This window comes from Brachybacterium sillae (assembly GCF_025028335.1).
GTDB classification, from domain to species: Bacteria; Actinomycetota; Actinomycetes; order Actinomycetales; family Dermabacteraceae; genus Brachybacterium; species Brachybacterium sillae.
In genome coordinates, this window is sequence record NZ_JAFEUW010000001.1 from 1,118,506 (window position 1) to 1,133,962 (window position 15,457).

A 15,457-nucleotide genomic window follows, 5' to 3' on the forward strand; every position below is an offset into this window, starting at 1 on the left:
CCCCGTCCGCGGCGAGTGTCCCTCCCGGCTAGGCTCGGGGGATGCCCACCGACTCCCCCGCACCGCGCCGCAGCATCGCCGAGGTCCTCGCCGCCGCCCGGGCGTCGGGGCCGCACCGGTTCACCCCGCGTGAGCTGCAGGAGGCACTCGCCGGGGAGCGCGCGCCGCTGGTGATCGACATCCGCGGCGCCCACACCCGCGGACCGGAGGGCCACATCCCCGGGGCAGTGGTCATCGACCACACCGTGGTGGAGTGGCGGCTGGACCCCCAATGCCCGTATCGGATGGACGGGGGTCCCGGTTACGACGACATCGTGGTGGTGGTCTGCAATGAGGGCTATTCGAGTTCGCTGATGGCGCGGAACCTGCGAGAGCTGGGCCTGGTCCATGCGACGGACCTCGACGGCGGGTTCCGCGGCTGGGCGGCGGCCGGGTTGCCCGTGCAGGCCGAGCCCACCCGCCACGTGCACTGATGTCGTTTCTGGATCGCCTGGCCCGGGCGGCCGCCGCGGCCGCACCCCCGCTGCTGCGGCGCAAGCTCGTGTGGTGGGCGGTGGTGCTCACCCAACCACGGTTCCTCGTCGGCGTGTGCACGGTGCTGCGCTCCCCGGACGGTCGGATCCTGCTGTTCGAGCACCGTTTCTGGGAGGGCGGACGATGGGGCGTGCCCTCCGGGCACCTCACCCCCGGGGAACAGGCCGTGCAGGCCGCGGCGCGCGAACTGCGCGAGGAATGCGGCCTCACACCGCGCGACCTCACCCTCGCCCAGGTGGAGACCGGCATGAGGCACCGGGTGGAGATCTGGCTGACCGGAACCGTCGACATCACCGATGCCCCGCCTGTCCAGCAGCTCGACGGCCGGGAGATCACCGGTGCGGCACTGCTGCCGGTGGCGGAGGCCCTGGAGCGGATGCGGCCGGAACAGCGGGCCGTGGTGCAGCGGATCCTCGACGTGTGAGCCGTCGAGTGCGAGCACGGCGCACTCCGGATGCGCAGCGCCCCGCCCCGGGAGATCCGGGACGGGGCGCTGCGGATGATCGGCGCGGGCCGAGGTGATCGCCTCAGGGGCGGATCACATCATGCCGCCCATGCCTCCCATGCCGTCGTCCATGCCACCGGCGGCCGGGGCCTTCGGCTCCGGCTTGTCGGCCACGACGGCCTCGGTGGTGAGGAACAGGCCCGCGATGGAGGCGGCGTTCTGCAGCGCGGAACGGGTCACCTTCACCGGGTCGATGATGCCGGCGTCGAGCAGGTTCTCGTACTCGCCGGTGGCGGCGTTGAGGCCCTCGCCCACGGGCAGGGACTTCACCTTCTCCGCCACGACGCCGCCCTCGAGGCCGGCGTTCACGGCGATCTGCTTCAGCGGGGCCTCGATGGCGACCTTGACGATGTTCGCACCGGTGGCCTCGTCACCGTCGAGCTGGAGGGTGCCGAAGGTGTCCTTGCCGGCCTGCAGCAGGGCCACGCCACCACCGGCGACGATGCCCTCCTCCACGGCGGCCTTGGCGTTGCGCACGGCATCCTCGATGCGGTGCTTGCGCTCCTTCAGCTCCACCTCGGTGGCGGCGCCGGCCTTGATGACGGCCACGCCGCCGGCCAGCTTCGCGAGGCGCTCCTGGAGCTTCTCGCGGTCGTAGTCCGAATCGGAGTTCTCGATCTCGGTGCGGATCTGCTTCACGCGGCCCGCGATGCGCTCGGCGTCGCCGGCGCCCTCGACGATCGTGGTCTCGTCCTTGGTGACGACGACCTTGCGGGCCTGGCCCAGCAGCTCCAGACCGGCGGTCTCCAGCTTCAGGCCGACCTCCTCGGAGATGACCTGGCCACCGGTGAGGATGGCCATGTCCTCCAGCATCGCCTTGCGGCGGTCGCCGAAGCCGGGGGCCTTGACGGCCACGGACTTGAAGGAGCCGCGCAGCTTGTTCACCACGAGCACCGCGAGGGCCTCACCCTCGACATCCTCGGCGATGATCGCCAGCGGCTTGCCGGCCTGGATGACCTTCTCCAGCAGCGGCAGCAGGTCCTTGACGGAGGAGATCTTGGAGTTGATCAGGAGGATGTACGGGTCCTCCAGGACGGTCTCCTGGCGCTCCGCGTCGGTGACGAAGTACGGCGAGATGTAGCCCTTGTCGAACCGCATGCCCTCGGTGAGCTCCAGCTCGAGGCCCATGGTGTTGGACTCCTCGACCGTGATCACACCCTCCTTGCCGACCTTGTCGAGGGCCTCGGCGATGAGCTCGCCGATGGCCGGGTCGGCCGCGGAGATGGCGGCGGTGTTGGCGATCTGCTCCTTGGTCTCGATCTCCTTGGCCTGCGCCAGCAGGGTCTCGGAGACCGCGGCGACGGCCTTGTCGATGCCTCGCTTCAGGGCGATCGGGTTGGCGCCGGCGGCGACATTGCGCAGGCCCTCGCGCACGAGCGCCTGGGCCAGGACGGTGGCGGTGGTGGTGCCGTCACCCGCGACGTCGTCGGTCTTCTTGGCGACCTCCTTGACGAGCTCGGCGCCGATCTTCTCGTAGGGATCGTCGAGCTCGATCTCCTTGGCGATTGAGACGCCGTCGTTGGTGATGGTGGGGGCGCCCCAGGACTTCTCGAGCACGACGTTGCGGCCCTTGGGGCCGAGGGTGACCTTGACGGCGTCGGCGAGATGGTTCATACCCCGCTCGAGACCGCGCCGGGCCTCCTCGTCGTAAGAGATGAGCTTGGCCATTGTGGAATCTCTCCCGTGTGGTGGTGGTGTCCACCCGGCCCAGTGCCCGCGACGGACGAGGACCGGCCCGCCGTTCACGTCACAGGCGGACCCGCCCCCTCACGGAGCCGGAACGGCACCGCGGGCCCGGGCTGTCACTCGGGCCCTTCGAGTGCCAACGGCATCATAAGCACTCTACGGCTGGGAGTGCTAACGCTCCGGGTTCCGGCCCCGGGCACTTCGCCGAGGGCGATCAGCCCTCGCCGTCGTCGCCCTGCTCGTCGCCCTGGTCGTCGCCCTGGTCCTCGCCCTCGCCGGCACCCTCCCCGCTGGGTTCGCTGGTGGCGAGGAAGGTGATGCGGGACTCGTACTCGTCGGACTGCTGGGCCTCCCCGGCACCGACCTCATCGGCGAGCGCCTGCGCGGTGGCCCTGTCGGCCTCATCGCGGTAGAGGACGACCGGGTTCTCCTGGCGGCTGTCGGCGGTGGCGACCTCGACATCCTCCCAGCCGGCATCCTCGAGCTGCTCGCGCCAGCGTCCGGCCAGGCCGTTGATCCCCCCGGCATTGACCACGGAGACGGTCACGGAGCGGTCGGGTTCGGCCGCGGGCGCCTCGGAGCTGGGGGCCTCGGAGGCGGGCGGAGCGGATTGCGTCGTCGGCGCCACAGAACCGCCCTCGACGGGTTCCCGGTCCCCGCCACCGAGCCCGTTGAGCGCGAAGAGCAGCACCGTCAGGGTGAGGAACGCCGCGGCGATCACCAGGATGTAGACCAGGTTCTGCTTCCAGAACGGTTCCTCCGCGCGGTGGGCGCCATGGAAGGACGCCGCATCGGCCTCACGGTCGAACTGGTCCGGCGGGTACGGGTACGACGAATCTGCCACGGGGCCATTGAACCAGGCCGCGTGCCCCAGGGGCGGGAGGCCACACAGGGCGGGTCAGGCCACGCGCTCGTCCCCGTCGACACCGCGGATTCCGTCGCCGAGGGCATCGGCCGAGGTGCGGCGTGCCCGTAACCGGTTCACCACCGCAGGGGCCTCACGCAGCGCCTCGGGGCGATCCAGGAGTGCGTTGAGCCGCACCCGGTACGCGGCGGGGCTCAGCCCCAGGTCCTCGCGGATGCGCCGCTCCTTCGCACCGATGCGGCGGAAGGTGAGCCCCTCGAGCGCCAGGATGCGGCGGTCGAGGTCCGTGAGCGGCTCGGTGGGCGACGTCATCCCTCGACGGTAGGGCGCAGGCGGCGCCCCGGTGGGCAGGCGCGCCGAGGAACCGGTGGCGGTGCCGATGCCACACTGGGCGCATGTCGACCGGTCCCTCTCCCGCCCCGCTGTCTGAGCAGATCGCCCCCGACTGGGCGCAGGCCCTCGCCCCCGTGGAGGACCGCATCCACGCGATGGGGGACTTCCTGCGGGCGGAGAACGCGGCCGGCCGTGGATACCTCCCGGCGGGACGGAACGTGCTGCGTGCGTTCACCCGCCCCCTGGCGGAGGTACGGGTGCTGATCGTCGGGCAGGACCCGTATCCGACGCCGGGGCATCCGATCGGACTGTCGTTCGCGGTGGAGCAGCACGTGCGACCACTGCCGCGGTCGCTGCAGAACATCTATACGGAGCTCGAGGCCGACCTCGGCATCCCGCCCGCCTCGCACGGAGATCTCACACCGTGGCTGGACGAGGGCGTGCTGCTGCTGAATCGCGTGCTGACCGTGCGACCCGGGGCACCGGCCTCCCACCGCGGCAAGGGCTGGGAGGCGGTGACAGGACGGGCGATCGAGGCCCTGGTCGATCGAGGCGGCCCGCTGGTGGCGATCCTGTGGGGTCGGGATGCGCAGTCGCTCCAACCGATGCTCGGGGAGGTCCCCGTGATCACCAGCGCCCATCCGAGCCCGCTGTCGGCATCGCGGGGGTTCTTCGGCTCCCGGCCGTTCTCCCGCGCCAACGACCTGCTGGAGCGACAGGGCGGTGCACCGGTGGACTGGCGCGTCGAGCGCTGACCAGGGTGGGTCAGTCGTCGTGGGCGAGCCGGCCGAAGCGTTCCAGCTGAGCGGCACTGCCCGCGACGATCAGCTCGTCCCCGGGCAGGAACTCCGTCTGCGGGGTGACGTACTCCCAGCCGGCGGCGCTCGCGGGCCCGGCGCCCATCCGCGCGATGATCCGCAGGTCATCGTGGCCACCGAGGCGGGCGTCGGCGGCGGTGCGATGGAAGAGCGGCTGCGGTGCACTGAAGCGCGCCAGGATGAGCCCGCCGCCGTAGTCGACCCAGTCCTCCGCCCGATCCACGAGGCGGTGTGCCACCTGGCGGCCCATCGCCTTCTGGGGCATGACCACGTGCGGCACGCCGAGCTGCTGCAGGATCAGCCCGTGCGCCTCGGTATCCGCCTTCGCCCACAGCTCCCGCACTCCCAGCGCGAGCAGATGGGAGCAGGCGAGCACGCTCACCTCGAGGCGACCGCCGACGGCGACGACGACCCGGTCGGCCTCCGCGACCCCCAGCTGTTCCAACACCTCGGCGCGGGAGATATCGGCCCGCACCGTGTGGGTGAGATGGGGATCCAGGTCCTGCACGATGTCCTCGTGCGCGTCGACCCCGAGGACCTCGACCCCCATCTGGGCGAGCTCCCGGGCGAGGGTGGCGCCGAAGCGGCCGAGCCCCAGCACCGCGACGGTGCGGACGCGGTCCTCACCGCCGCGCACGCCGTCGCGGCCCTCGTGCCGGCGGGACGGGAAGAACGGTGATCTAGCCAATGAGCGGCCTTTCCTTCGGAGGTTCGTACAGCAGCGGGCGCCGCCGCACGGCCAGGGCGGTACCGAGCGTCACCGGGCCCACTCGCCCGGCGAACATCACCAGGCACAGCAGCAGTTTCGAGGGGTCCGACAGATCGGCGGTGATGCCCGTGGACAGGCCCGTGGTGCTGGCGGCGGAGACCGCTTCGAACAGGATCCGGTCGAGGGAGTGGGACTCCAGGTCGACCATCAGCAGGGTGACGGTGCCGATGGACAGCAGCATCAGGGTGAGCACGGTAATGGCCTGACGGTGCAGGGCGCGCGAGAGCCGACGACCGCGGATCAGCACGAACGGATCGCCCCGCAGCTCGGAGCGCACGATCGCCAGCAGCACCAGCACGGTGGTGACCTTCACGCCACCCGCGGTGCCCGCCGGGCCACCCCCGATGAGCATCAGCACGTCGGTGAACAGCCAGGTCTCCGGGCGCATCTGCCCGATGTCCAGGGCGTTGAACCCGGCGGTGCGGGAGACCGCCGAATGAAAGAAGGCGTTGACGAGGCGATCGCGCGGGCTGAGCGCCCCGAGGGTGCCGGGGTTGTCCCACTCCATCACCGCGGTGTAGGCCGCACCCGCCGCGAGCAGCAGCGGTGTGGCGGTGAGTACCAGCTTCGTGCCGAGGCTCCAGGAGTGCGGCACCCGGTAGCGCCGCCCCAGCTCCACCAGCACGGGGAACCCGAGGCCACCGACGATGTTCGCCACGGCGAGCGGCAGCAGCACCCACGGGTCGCTCGCGAAGCTCATGAGATTGTCGCTGCGCAACGCGAAACCGGCGTTGTTGAAGGCCGAGATCGAGTGGAACACGGAATACCAGGCGGCGGCACCGGCGTCCATGTGATGCCCCAGCAGGAACCGCGGGAACAGCGTCGCGGCGATCAGCGCCTCAGTGCCCAGCGACAGCAGCAGGATCCCCCGCACCGCGGAGCGCGCCTCCTCGAGGGCCGTGCGCGACTCCCCGCTGGCGCGGACCAGGGCGGTGAGACCGAGCCGCCGGGCGGTGAGCAGACCGAGCAGCGTCGCGAGCGTCATCACACCGAGACCGCCGATCTGGATCAGCGCGAGGATCACCACGCGACCGAAGACGGTCCAGTCACGGGCGGTGTCGACGACGGTGAGTCCGGTGACGCATAGCGCGGAGACCGCAGTGAACAGGGCACCGACCCGGCGGGGCGATCCGGGGCCGGGCGAGGACACCGGCAGCATCAACAGGCCGGTGCCGGTGAGCAGGAGCGCCGCCATGGCGGCGGCGATGACGCGGGCCGGTGGCAGGGGCTTGCTCGGTGAGCGGGGACCGGGCACCCGGTGAGAGTACCGTGGTGCCACCCGCCCCTCGATCCCAGGAGCCGACGCGATGCCCCTGCCGACCGCTCAGTTCAACCCGCACGGTCCCGGTGTGGACTACGACCCCCACTGGTATCGCCGCGCCGTGTTCTACGAGGTGATGGTGCGAGCCTTCGCCGACGGCAATGGTGACGGCACCGGCGACTTCAGCGGCCTGATCGACCGCCTCGACTATCTGCAGTGGCTCGGCATCGACTGCCTGTGGCTGCCGCCGTTCTTCAACTCACCGCTGCGCGACGGCGGGTACGACATCTCCGACTACGAGTCGGTGCTGCCGGAGTTCGGCTCGATCACTGATTTCGAGCGGCTGGTCTCGGAGGCCCATCGTCGCGGTATCCGCGTGATCATCGACCTGCCGATGAACCACACCAGCGACAAGCACCCGTGGTTCCTGGAGTCGCGCTCCGACCCGGAGGGCCCCTACGGCGACTTCTACGTGTGGTCCGACACCGACGAGAAGTACCAGGACGCCCGCATCATCTTCGTGGACACCGAGGAGTCGAACTGGACGTTCGACCCGGTGCGCCGCCAGTTCTTCTGGCACCGCTTCTTCTCCCACCAGCCGGACCTCAACTTCGAGAACCCGAAGGTGCGCGAGGCGATGTTCGACGTCGTGCGCTTCTGGCTGGACAAGGGCATCGACGGCTTCCGCGCCGACGCCATCCCCTACCTCTATGAGGAGGACGGCACCGATGGCGAAAACCTTCCCGCCACCCACGCGTTCCTCAAGGAGCTGCGCGCGTTCGTGGACGAGAACTGGCCCGGACGCGTGATCATCGCCGAGGCGAACCAGTGGCCGCAGGATGTGGTGGAGTACTTCGGCGACGAGGAGGGCCCGGAGTGCCACATGTGCTTCCACTTCCCCGTCATGCCGCGGATCTTCTACGCCCTGCGCGAGGGCAGCGCCCGCAAGATCATCGACATCATGGCCGACACCCCGCAGATCCCGGCCGGGGCGCAGTGGGGCACCTTCCTGCGCAACCACGACGAGCTGACCCTCGAGATGGTCTCCCCCGAGGACCGCAGTGCCATGCTCGGCTGGTACGCCCCGGATTCACGGATGCGCGCGAACGTCGGCATCCGTCGGCGCCTGGCGCCGCTGCTGGACAACTCCCGCTCCGAGATCGAGCTGATCCACGCCCTGCTGCTGGCGATGCCCGGGTCGCCGTTCCTGTACTACGGCGATGAGATCGGGATGGGCGACAACATCTGGCTGGAGGACCGCGACGCGGTGCGCACGCCGATGCAGTGGACCCCTGACCGCAACGCCGGGTTCAGCGAGATCACCGACCCCGGCAAGCTGTACCTGCCGGTCATCCAGTCGCTCGTCTACCACTACACGACGGTGAACGTCGAGGCGCAGATGGCGCACTCCGGGTCGCTGCTGGCGTTCGTCCGCTGGATGCTGGCGGTGCGTCGGCAGCATGCGGCGTTCGGGATGGGCGATTACACGAACGTGCCGACGGAGTCCGATCGCGTGCTCGCCTTCACCCGTTCCTATGACGGGGCCGACCACGGCGAGGACGCCTCCGAGCACGCCGAGACCCTGCTGTGCGTCTTCAACCTGTCCGGTCAGCCGGTGACCACGCGCCTGCACGTGGACGGTTTCGAGAACCGCGCCCTGCGGGACATCTTCGGCGGCGCGGACTTCCCCGCGATCGATGAGAACGGACGGGTCACGCTGTCGCTGGCCGGGCAGGGCTTCTACTGGCTGAAGATCCGTTCCGCCGACGCCGAGCCGGGGACGGCCACCACCGCGATCCCGGTCATCACCTCCGGGGCGTGAGGCCGGGAGCCTGAACCGGCGGGCTCCCACCGGCCCTCCTCGAACGGTCACCGCGCCCGCGGTGACCGTTCGGTTGTTCGCGCCACTCACCAGCACGGAGACCCCTCCGACGCCGGGCTATCACTCCCCCGGCGGGGTGATCGTCTCCGGCGACCCCCCGATGCGGAACCGGCGCTGACCTGCACGAATGTCCGAAGGGGGGATGCCGGGGAGCCGCTGGCGATTGATGCAGGTCACATCAGGGAGCGAACCTTAGCATCGGGGCACACGCCTCAGGGGCATTCACCTGCCGTTCAAGAAGCCGAGGCACAATGCCCAGCGCACGTCGCGCAGGCAGCACGGCTGCCGCTAGACCACAAGTGTCGACAGGACACGGAAAGGGTTCCCATGGCGAACACTGCCCCTGGCAACTCCCACCCCACCTCTCACGGCTCCCGCGCCCCGCAGACCGGGCAGCAGGACTCCGCCGCCAAGCAGAAGGCCCAGGCCACCGCCGGTGAGGCGAAGGATCAGGCCAAGGACGTCGCGCAGGACGCGAAGGCCCAGGCCAAGGACCTCGCGCAGTCGGCGCAGCAGGAGGCGGGCCAGCTGAAGGATGAGGCGGTCCAGACCGCCAAGCAGCTCGGCGGCACCGTCCAGGAGCGCCTCGGCGCCCAGGCCGGCACCCAGCAGGAGCGCGCTGCCGCCCAGGTGCGGACCCTCACCGACGACCTCCAGCGCCTGGCCTCCGGTCAGAAGCCGGAGACCGACATGGTGCGCAACGCCCTCTCCGCGGTGACCGAGCGTGCCGAGTCCGTCGCTCAGCGTCTCGAGAACGCCCAGCCGAGCGAGCTGCTCGATGATGTGCGTCGTTTCGCCGCACGCCGCCCGGGGGCGTTCCTCGGTATCGCCCTCGGCGCCGGCGTGGTCGTCGGTCGCCTGACCCGCAGCCTGCGTGACGCCGCCCAGGACGACGAGCCGCAGAACCTGTACTCCTCGCGCACCGGCCACGCTGGCCAGGGCTACCCGGCCGGTCAGGGCTACCCCGCCGACCAGCGCTACCCCGCCGCGCCAACCTACCCGGCGGCGGGCCAGGCACACCCGGCCGGCCAGGGGTACACCTACCCGGCCCAGCCGACGACCGGTCGCCGCGCCGCCGCCCCGGAGGGTGGCCAGTCGGACGTGTCGACCCACTACGTCGATTCCCAGGCGCCGGCCTACAGCCCGCAGCCGGGCGCGCATGACGACCTCCACCGCGGTGGTCACGCATGAGCGCACCCCACACCGAGGGCTCCTTCACGCCCGGCCCCACGCAGGCCGAGGTGCGCGCCGAGCATGAGTCGCTCGGTCACATGTTCAGCTCGATGACGGAGAAGGTGTCGATCCTGGTGCGCCAGGAAGTGGCTCTGGCAAAGGCCGAGGCCACCGACTCCGCGAAGAAGGCGGGCAAGGGTGCGGGCTTCCTGGCCGGCGCCGCCGTGGCCGGTTTCTTCACCCTGATGTTCCTCTCGCTCATGCTCATGTGGCTGCTGGACGAGGTCATGCACCTCGGTCTCGCCGCGCTGATCGTGGCGATCCTGTGGGGCATCATCGCCGCCGTCCTCGCCCTGCTGGGCAAGAAGCACCTCGAGAAGATCAAGGGTCTGCCGCAGACCCAGCAGACGCTTCAGGAGATCCCCGAGACCCTGAACCCCGCGAAGGAGACGCGATGACCACGAGCAACAATCCCGACGAGATCCGCGCCGAGATCGAGCGCACCCGCTACGCGCTCGGCCAGGACGTCGACGCTCTCGCCGAGAAGGTCAGCCCCGCCAAGGCGATGGGTCGTCAGACCAACCGGATCAAGGACGGCATCCAGAACATGAAGGAGAACATCATGGGCTCCGCCGACGACAACAACGGCCCCTCCGTGGGCGATCGTGCGCGCTACGCCGCGCAAGATGTGCAGGGTACGGTCGGCGAGTACGCCGACCAGGCCCGCGAGTACGCCCATCAGGCGGGCGACAAGGCCTCCGAGTGGGCCGGTGAGGCGCAGCGCGCCGTCCAGCAGGCCCCGGCGCAGGTGCGTCGCCAGACCCGCGGCAACCCGCTGGCCGCCGGCGTCATCGCCTTCGGCGCCGGCATGCTGCTGAGCGCCCTGCTCCCCTCCTCGCAGGTGGAGCAGAACGCCGCCAACCGCGCGAAGGACAGCGCCGCCCCGCTGCTCGACGCCGCCAAGGAGAAGGCCACCGAGGCCGCCCAGCAGCTGCGCGAGGAGCTCGAGCCGGAGGCCCGTGACGCCGCCGCCTCGCTGAAGGACTCCGCCGCACAGTCCGCGCAGAACCTGAAGTCCGAGGGCGCCGACAAGGCGCAGCAGGTCAAGGACTCCGCGCAGAGCTCCGCCGGTGAGGTCAAGAACACCGCGAAGAACGCCTGACGTTCCGCGTTCATCGACGGCGCCCGCCCCCTTCGGGGCGGGCGCCGTTCGTCGTCGCGGAGAGAGACCCGGGCATCTGCGGCATCAACGACTCCACCGGCAACCAGCTGCGCTGCGTCCCGGGCACCGGTGGCATGGCGACCAGCAACCCGACGGCGTTCGCCCTCGGCCAGGTGATCTCCTACAACCAGAACCCGTACATCTCGGGGAAGGGCTCGGGGATCCTGCTGCACGCGCACACGCTGTCCGGCCACACCCTCGGGTGTGTCGCCCAGTCTCCGACGAACCTGCGGAAGATCTACACCTGGGAGGGCGGCCAGACCACCCAGATCCAGATCAAGCAGTGACCACGCACTGACCACACCCGGCGGGCGGGGCCCGGCACCCACCCGCCCTTGCACACAGGTCGCGCCACCGTTCATGAACGGTGGCGCGACCTGTGTCTTCGGAGCAGGAGACGGGATTCGAACCCGCAACCACCTGTTTACAAGACAGGTGCGCTACCGTTGCGCCACTCCTGCGGGCCCCGCGGTGTTACCGCGAGGTGTGTCCAGCGTACGGGGTGCGGCCTCGCTGACGGAGGACGGTCCGGATCAGCGGCCGCCGTCGGAGGCGCCACCCGCGTCCGAGGCCCCACCCGCGTCGGAGGCGTCGGCACCGGAGCCGGCGGCCTGGCGGACGGCCGCGGCGAACGCACCGGCCTGCTGCCATTCGTTGCCCGCGCCCCACTGTGTGCCGTTGATGAACACGGCCGGGGTGCCCTGCGTGCGCTCGGCGGCCTCGGCCTCCACCACCTCACGGATCCACCGCCAGTACGTCCGCCCGTCGATGGCGGACTGCAGCTCCGCCGAGCCCCCCGCCTGCTGCGCGAGCTCCAGAAGCCGGGCGTTGTCGAGGCCCGCGGACTGCTCCTTTGGCTGGTTCTCGAAGAGCAGATCGAGATACGGCAGGAAGTTCGCGGGGTTCTCGTTGTACACCGCAGCGGCAGCGTTCGCCGCACGGGTGGAGTAGTCACCGGTGGTGGAGAGCTGGTCCAGGAACCGACGGGTGTGGATGCGGAACTCGGCCACCTGCTCCTCCACCAGGGCGTTGAGGTCGGCGCCGTTGGTCTGGTGGAACACGGCGCACCAGGGGCACATGAAGTCGATGTACACGTCCACCACGGGCGCTCCCGAACCGGGGGCCGCACCGAGGGAGTAGTACGGCTGGTCCGCGGCGATGCCCTGCGGGGCCGTCACCTCACCCTCGGGGGTGCGGGACTGCGAGGACTGGAACAGCCCGTAGCCGATTCCCCCGGCGGCGAGCAGACCTGCTGCCGATGCTCCACCGATCAGCAGGTTGCGACGAGTGGTCTGACGCTTGAGTTCCTCCTGCCGCTGGCGCCGCAGCTCCTCGCGCTGGGCCTCGCGGCGGGAGGCGCCGGAGCCTCCGGTGCTGCCGGAACCGGTGGGGGTCGAGCGGGATGCCATCCGTTCCTCCATCAGGATGAGGCCGCGCGTCGGGGCGAACCGGCGCAGCGATCAACGACAGGTTTCAACGACCCGAGCCTACCGGGCACGGTCGCACCGCTTCGGGACGAGTGCGCCGGATCACTCCTGACCCTTCGCACTCTCCACCCTTCCAGCACTGTGCGTGCGACCCCCTGTCAGCGGCGCAGCCCTCTCGTGTCAGCGGCGCCAGACGAGAACCTCGGTGAGCGGCGGGATCTGGGGGAACGGGAAGTAGTCGGGGGCGCCGTTCCGCGCCATGAACGTCAACGCGACGGCTGCCAGGAGCAGCAGCAACAGACCCGCGAGCACCGCCGACCACACACGGTCCGGTGCCGCCGCCCCAACCATCCGGTGTGCCCCGCGGCGGGTCGGTCCCCCGCCGAGCCCGAACCAGGTCAGGAGCAGACACACCGCCATCGCCCCCATGTGCAGCACCCCGACGGGCAGGCGGGTCTGCAGACTCATCACCAGGACGGCGTCGAGGGCGACGACCAGCACGAGTCCGAGGACCAGCGGCAGGAGTGCCTGCAACGCCACCACCAACAGGTTGAGGAGGGCACGGAACGGGGCGGCGACACCCACCGTCCAGCCACCCCCACGCTCTCCCCGGGAGCGTCGCGCGAGGAGACCTGCCGAAGAGGCCTCCCAGGTGCGAGCGAGGGCTCCGAGCACCAGCATCAGGATCAGGGACAGGTACGGGGCCACTCCTGCCACTCCGATGAGCAGCAGGTGACCGAGCCCGACGAGCAGCGGCCGGCGGGGCGGCGGCGCTGGGGCCGCCGGATACCCCGGCGGCGCAGAGGCCGGCGCAGGGTGGGGCTGGAACCCCTGCGGCGAGTACGCCTGCAGGGGGGCGGGATGGGGCGGGTACGGCTGTGGGGCGATCGGCTCCGCGATCCGCGGCAGCGCCTGCGTGGGGGCGCCGAGCACCGGGGGCAGCACCGCCGTCGGCGGTTCCGGCGGCGTCGACGAGCGCTCGGACCGGGCGGCCACCGGCAGAACCTCTGTACGGCCGCGGTCCTCGACGTCCTGCACCGGGATCACCTCGGTGACGGGGGCGCGATAACCGTCGGCCACATCGAGGGGCGCGGTCGCAGTGCCGAGCCGGCCGACAGGGGGGATGACCTCCGTCCTGGGCTCAGCTGTGAGGGAGGACTGGGACAACTCAGCCGCGGCGGCACCGGCCTCGTCGTCGGCGCTGACCTCCGCGCCCTCGACCGCCGCGTCCATGTCGATCCGCTCGAGGCGGCGCAGGAGGTCCTCGGGGTCGGGACGCCGGGCGGGAGCGGCGGTCAGGGCGTCCCGCAGCAGGCCGGCGAGCTCCGGGGGCACGCCGGCGAGGTCGATCTCCCCCCGGTCGGCACGCAGGAACACGATGTCGGCCCGGCCGGACCCGAACGGCTCCCGACCGGTCGCGGCGAAGGCCAGGATCGCCGCCCACGCCCACCAGTCACCCGCCGGAGTCGACACGTTGGTGCGCATGATCTCCGGGTCCAGATAGGCGGCGGTGCCCATCACCAGCCCGGTCGAGGTCAATCGCGACTCCTCCGCCGCCAGGGCGATCCCGAAGTCGATGATCACCGGGTCGACCCGCGGTCCGTCGGGGTCGTACCCGTCGAGGTCCTCGGGGGCGGCGTCACGCAACAGGATGTTCGAGGGCTTCAGGTCGCGGTGCACCACTCCGGCCCGGTGGATGCTGCGCAGGGTGCCGCCGAGGATCAGCCCGATCTCCCGCACGATCTCCGGGTGCAGGCCACCGCGGGACCGCACGGCGTCCTCGAGGGTGGGACCGGGCACGAACTCGGTGGCGACGAAGGCCTCCGGGGAGTCGAGCTCGGCGTCGATCACCCGGACGATGTTCTCGTCGCGCAGGCGCCTCTGCGCCGCGACCTCCCGCGCCAGTCGGCGGCGGGCCCGTGGATCGTCGGCGATCTCGGGCCGCAGCAGTTTCAGGGCGACGTCCTGCCCGTCGGCGTCGGTGGCCCGGTAGACGATGCCCATCCCGCCCGCACCGATGCGTTCGCGCACGGTGTACCCGGAGTCCGCGGCGAGTGCCGCGAGACGGGGATCGCGGCGCGGCGGTCGGATCGAGGGGCGCGGCTCGGACATGCGGCCATGCTACTGAGCGCCCTCCCGGGTGCCAGGGGTTCGGAGCAGGTTCCGCCCCCGGGGGGAGACCACGCCGCCGGACGGTCGACCTTCGGCGGATTCGACGGTCGGACCCGTGTGGGACGCTGGCCGCGCACCCGCCGCCGGAACATCCCGGCGGCTCGACGCCACCGGGAGGTTCCCATGCGCAGCACCCTGTTCGACGCCGCCAACCAGGAGAAGCAGACCACCGAGAGGTGGACGCTGCAGAGTTCCAAGATGCTGCGCTGTGCCCTCGGCCCTCAGGACCCGGAGATCGTGGCCTCGGCCGGGGCGATGGTCGCGTACCAGGGGAACATGCAGTTCGAGTACCAGGGCAGCGGCGGTGGGATGAAGCTGCTGAAGAAACTCGCCACCGGGGAGGGGGCGAACCTGATGCGGGTGCGGGGCCACGGTGAGGTGTTCTTCGCCCGCCGCGCCGAGGACATCTTCCTGCTGCTGCTGGAGGGCGACGCCCTCACTCTGAACACCGGCAACCTGCTGGCCTTCGACTCCTCGATCAGCTGGGACATCCGCACCCTGGGCGGGGCCGGGTTCATGGCCGGCGGCCTGTTCAACCTGCTGCTGCAGGGTCAGGGCCTGGTGGCGGTGACCTCCGACGGCCCGCCGATGCTGCTGGACTGCTCGCAGCAGCCGACGTACGTGGACCCGCAGGCGGCCGTGTGCTGGTCGGCGAATCTGCAGCCCCAGATCAAGAACGACTTCTCGATCGGCTCGCTGATCGGCCGCGGCTCCGGGGAATCCTTCCAGCTGGCCTTCCACGGCCCCGGATTCGTGGTCGTACAGCCGTCCGAGGGGGCACCGGTCGTGACGGCCTCCAGCTGAGTCCCC

16 protein-coding genes and 1 tRNA gene are annotated in these 15,457 nt (G+C 70.8%); 9 read left to right on the plus strand and 8 right to left on the minus strand.

The annotated features are described in order from the left end of the window. Positions 1-41: 41 nt before the first annotated feature. Together JSY14_RS05190 and JSY14_RS05195 are read left to right on the plus strand one after the other, a co-directional pair. A complete protein-coding gene (locus tag JSY14_RS05190) occupies positions 42-473 on the plus strand; it encodes a rhodanese-like domain-containing protein (RefSeq protein ID WP_259557706.1) in 432 nt (143 codons plus the stop codon). Beyond that, positions 473-958, plus strand: a complete 486-nt coding sequence (locus JSY14_RS05195; protein WP_259557708.1) for an NUDIX domain-containing protein — start codon at positions 473-475, stop codon at positions 956-958. The genes JSY14_RS05190 and JSY14_RS05195 overlap by 1 nt, the downstream gene beginning before the upstream one ends. A gap of 114 nt (positions 959-1,072) precedes the next feature. Here the strand turns inward: JSY14_RS05195 and groL are convergent, their stop codons facing one another. The 3 genes from groL to JSY14_RS05210 form a co-directional block, all read right to left on the minus strand. Beyond that, complete coding sequence (groL, locus tag JSY14_RS05200; RefSeq protein WP_259557709.1) at positions 1,073-2,707, minus strand: chaperonin GroEL; 1,635 nt, start codon at positions 2,705-2,707, stop codon at positions 1,073-1,075. A 232-nt stretch (positions 2,708-2,939) separates the two neighbouring features. Then, positions 2,940-3,569: a LytR C-terminal domain-containing protein gene (locus JSY14_RS05205; protein ID WP_259557711.1), complete on the minus strand. Its 630-nt coding sequence runs from the start codon at positions 3,567-3,569 to the stop codon at positions 2,940-2,942. 54 nt (positions 3,570-3,623) lie between these two features. Beyond that, positions 3,624-3,902 carry a DUF3263 domain-containing protein gene (locus JSY14_RS05210; RefSeq protein WP_259557712.1) on the minus strand — a complete coding sequence of 93 codons (279 nt, stop codon included), beginning with the start codon at positions 3,900-3,902 and terminating at the stop codon, positions 3,624-3,626. Positions 3,903-3,985: 83 nt separating this feature from the next. Between JSY14_RS05210 and JSY14_RS05215 the strand changes: the two genes are divergently transcribed. Continuing rightward, entirely contained in the window at positions 3,986-4,678 is a 693-nt protein-coding gene (locus JSY14_RS05215) for a uracil-DNA glycosylase (protein WP_259557713.1), read from the plus strand. Positions 4,679-4,688: 10 nt separating this feature from the next. On the opposite strand, the gene JSY14_RS05220 is transcribed toward JSY14_RS05215, so the two are convergent. Next, entirely contained in the window at positions 4,689-5,429 is a 741-nt protein-coding gene (locus tag JSY14_RS05220) for a potassium channel family protein (RefSeq protein ID WP_259557714.1), read from the minus strand. Then, a complete protein-coding gene (locus tag JSY14_RS05225; protein WP_259557716.1) occupies positions 5,422-6,765 on the minus strand; it encodes a TrkH family potassium uptake protein in 1,344 nt (447 codons plus the stop codon). The genes JSY14_RS05220 and JSY14_RS05225 overlap by 8 nt, the downstream gene beginning before the upstream one ends. Positions 6,766-6,817: 52 nt before the next feature. On the opposite strand from JSY14_RS05225, the gene treS reads away from it, so the two are divergent. The 5 genes from treS to JSY14_RS05250 all read left to right on the plus strand — a co-directional run bounded on the left by treS (position 6,818) and on the right by JSY14_RS05250 (position 11,335). Beyond that, positions 6,818-8,593: a maltose alpha-D-glucosyltransferase gene (gene treS / locus JSY14_RS05230; protein ID WP_259557718.1), complete on the plus strand. Its 1,776-nt coding sequence runs from the start codon at positions 6,818-6,820 to the stop codon at positions 8,591-8,593. Positions 8,594-8,980: 387 nt separating this feature from the next. Beyond that, positions 8,981-9,844 carry a hypothetical protein gene (locus tag JSY14_RS05235; RefSeq protein WP_259557719.1) on the plus strand — a complete coding sequence of 288 codons (864 nt, stop codon included), beginning with the start codon at positions 8,981-8,983 and terminating at the stop codon, positions 9,842-9,844. After that, on the plus strand, positions 9,841-10,284 hold the full coding sequence (locus JSY14_RS05240) for a phage holin family protein (protein ID WP_259557721.1): 444 nt from the start codon (positions 9,841-9,843) through the stop codon (positions 10,282-10,284). The genes JSY14_RS05235 and JSY14_RS05240 overlap by 4 nt, the downstream gene beginning before the upstream one ends. Continuing rightward, positions 10,281-10,988, plus strand: coding sequence for a DUF3618 domain-containing protein (locus JSY14_RS05245; RefSeq protein WP_259557723.1), 708 nt, complete (start codon positions 10,281-10,283; stop codon positions 10,986-10,988). Before JSY14_RS05240 ends, JSY14_RS05245 begins: the two co-directional genes overlap by 4 nt. A 134-nt stretch (positions 10,989-11,122) precedes the next feature. Continuing rightward, positions 11,123-11,335, plus strand: coding sequence for a hypothetical protein (locus tag JSY14_RS05250; protein WP_259557724.1), 213 nt, complete (start codon positions 11,123-11,125; stop codon positions 11,333-11,335). Positions 11,336-11,437: 102 nt separating this feature from the next. Here JSY14_RS05250 and JSY14_RS05255 read toward each other — a convergent pair. The 3 genes from JSY14_RS05255 to JSY14_RS05265 form a co-directional block, all read right to left on the minus strand. Then, a tRNA-Thr gene (locus tag JSY14_RS05255) sits at positions 11,438-11,509 on the minus strand. A 72-nt stretch (positions 11,510-11,581) separates the two neighbouring features. After that, a complete protein-coding gene (locus JSY14_RS05260; RefSeq protein ID WP_259557725.1) occupies positions 11,582-12,457 on the minus strand; it encodes a DsbA family protein in 876 nt (291 codons plus the stop codon). Between the two features lie 198 nt (positions 12,458-12,655). Then, positions 12,656-14,587: a serine/threonine-protein kinase gene (locus tag JSY14_RS05265; RefSeq protein ID WP_259557727.1), complete on the minus strand. Its 1,932-nt coding sequence runs from the start codon at positions 14,585-14,587 to the stop codon at positions 12,656-12,658. A 183-nt stretch (positions 14,588-14,770) separates the two neighbouring features. Between JSY14_RS05265 and JSY14_RS05270 the strand changes: the two genes are divergently transcribed. Beyond that, entirely contained in the window at positions 14,771-15,451 is a 681-nt protein-coding gene (locus tag JSY14_RS05270; protein ID WP_259557728.1) for an AIM24 family protein, read from the plus strand. The last annotated feature ends 6 nt before the right edge of the window (positions 15,452-15,457 follow it).

Bases quoted from the DNA above. Each gene is read 5' to 3' on its own strand.
- treS (WP_259557718.1), top strand. From the start codon at position 6,818: ATGCCCCTGCCGACCGCTCAGTTCAACCCGCACGGTCCCGGTGTGGAC.
- JSY14_RS05250 (WP_259557724.1), top strand. From the start codon at position 11,123: ATGGCGACCAGCAACCCGACGGCGTTCGCCCTCGGCCAGGTGATCTCC.
- JSY14_RS05270 (WP_259557728.1), top strand. From the start codon at position 14,771: ATGCGCAGCACCCTGTTCGACGCCGCCAACCAGGAGAAGCAGACCACC.
- JSY14_RS05190 (WP_259557706.1), top strand. From the start codon at position 42: ATGCCCACCGACTCCCCCGCACCGCGCCGCAGCATCGCCGAGGTCCTC.
- JSY14_RS05260 (WP_259557725.1), bottom strand. From the start codon at position 12,457: ATGGCATCCCGCTCGACCCCCACCGGTTCCGGCAGCACCGGAGGCTCC.
- JSY14_RS05215 (WP_259557713.1), top strand. From the start codon at position 3,986: ATGTCGACCGGTCCCTCTCCCGCCCCGCTGTCTGAGCAGATCGCCCCC.
- groL (WP_259557709.1), bottom strand. From the start codon at position 2,707: ATGGCCAAGCTCATCTCTTACGACGAGGAGGCCCGGCGCGGTCTCGAG.
- JSY14_RS05195 (WP_259557708.1), top strand. From the start codon at position 473: ATGTCGTTTCTGGATCGCCTGGCCCGGGCGGCCGCCGCGGCCGCACCC.
- JSY14_RS05245 (WP_259557723.1), top strand. From the start codon at position 10,281: ATGACCACGAGCAACAATCCCGACGAGATCCGCGCCGAGATCGAGCGC.
- JSY14_RS05240 (WP_259557721.1), top strand. From the start codon at position 9,841: ATGAGCGCACCCCACACCGAGGGCTCCTTCACGCCCGGCCCCACGCAG.
- JSY14_RS05210 (WP_259557712.1), bottom strand. From the start codon at position 3,902: ATGACGTCGCCCACCGAGCCGCTCACGGACCTCGACCGCCGCATCCTG.
- JSY14_RS05265 (WP_259557727.1), bottom strand. From the start codon at position 14,587: ATGTCCGAGCCGCGCCCCTCGATCCGACCGCCGCGCCGCGATCCCCGT.
- JSY14_RS05235 (WP_259557719.1), top strand. From the start codon at position 8,981: ATGGCGAACACTGCCCCTGGCAACTCCCACCCCACCTCTCACGGCTCC.